Annotated in this window: 1 protein-coding gene; it reads right to left on the bottom strand. The window is 74.2% G+C overall.

Annotation, left to right across the window (positions count from 1 at the left end; translation table 11 throughout):
- Positions 1–267 (bottom strand): tryptophan synthase subunit alpha (locus AC0IYH_RS31895; protein ID WP_471838282.1); only part of this gene is annotated, 267 nt, incomplete at both ends.

Raw genomic sequence — 267 nt, 5'->3', positions numbered from 1 at the left:
CCTTGCGGGCCGACGCGACGGCATCGGCGAGCGAACGGACATAGGTGGTGACGGGGCCGGGCGCATCGGCCCCGTGGGCGGCGACGATCTCGACGATTGCGGAGCCGACGACGACGCCGTCCGCCACGCGGGCGATGGCGGCGGCCTGATCGGGGGTGCGGACGCCGAAGCCGACCGCGACGGGCAGGTCGGTGGCGTCCATCAGCCGCGCGACGGCGTCCTCGATCGAGGATTGCTGCGCCTGCTGAAGCCCGGTGATGCCGGCGA

The organism is Pseudomonas sp. AC463 (genome assembly GCF_979253585.1).
This window is presented reverse-complemented; position numbering and strand designations above follow the sequence as displayed.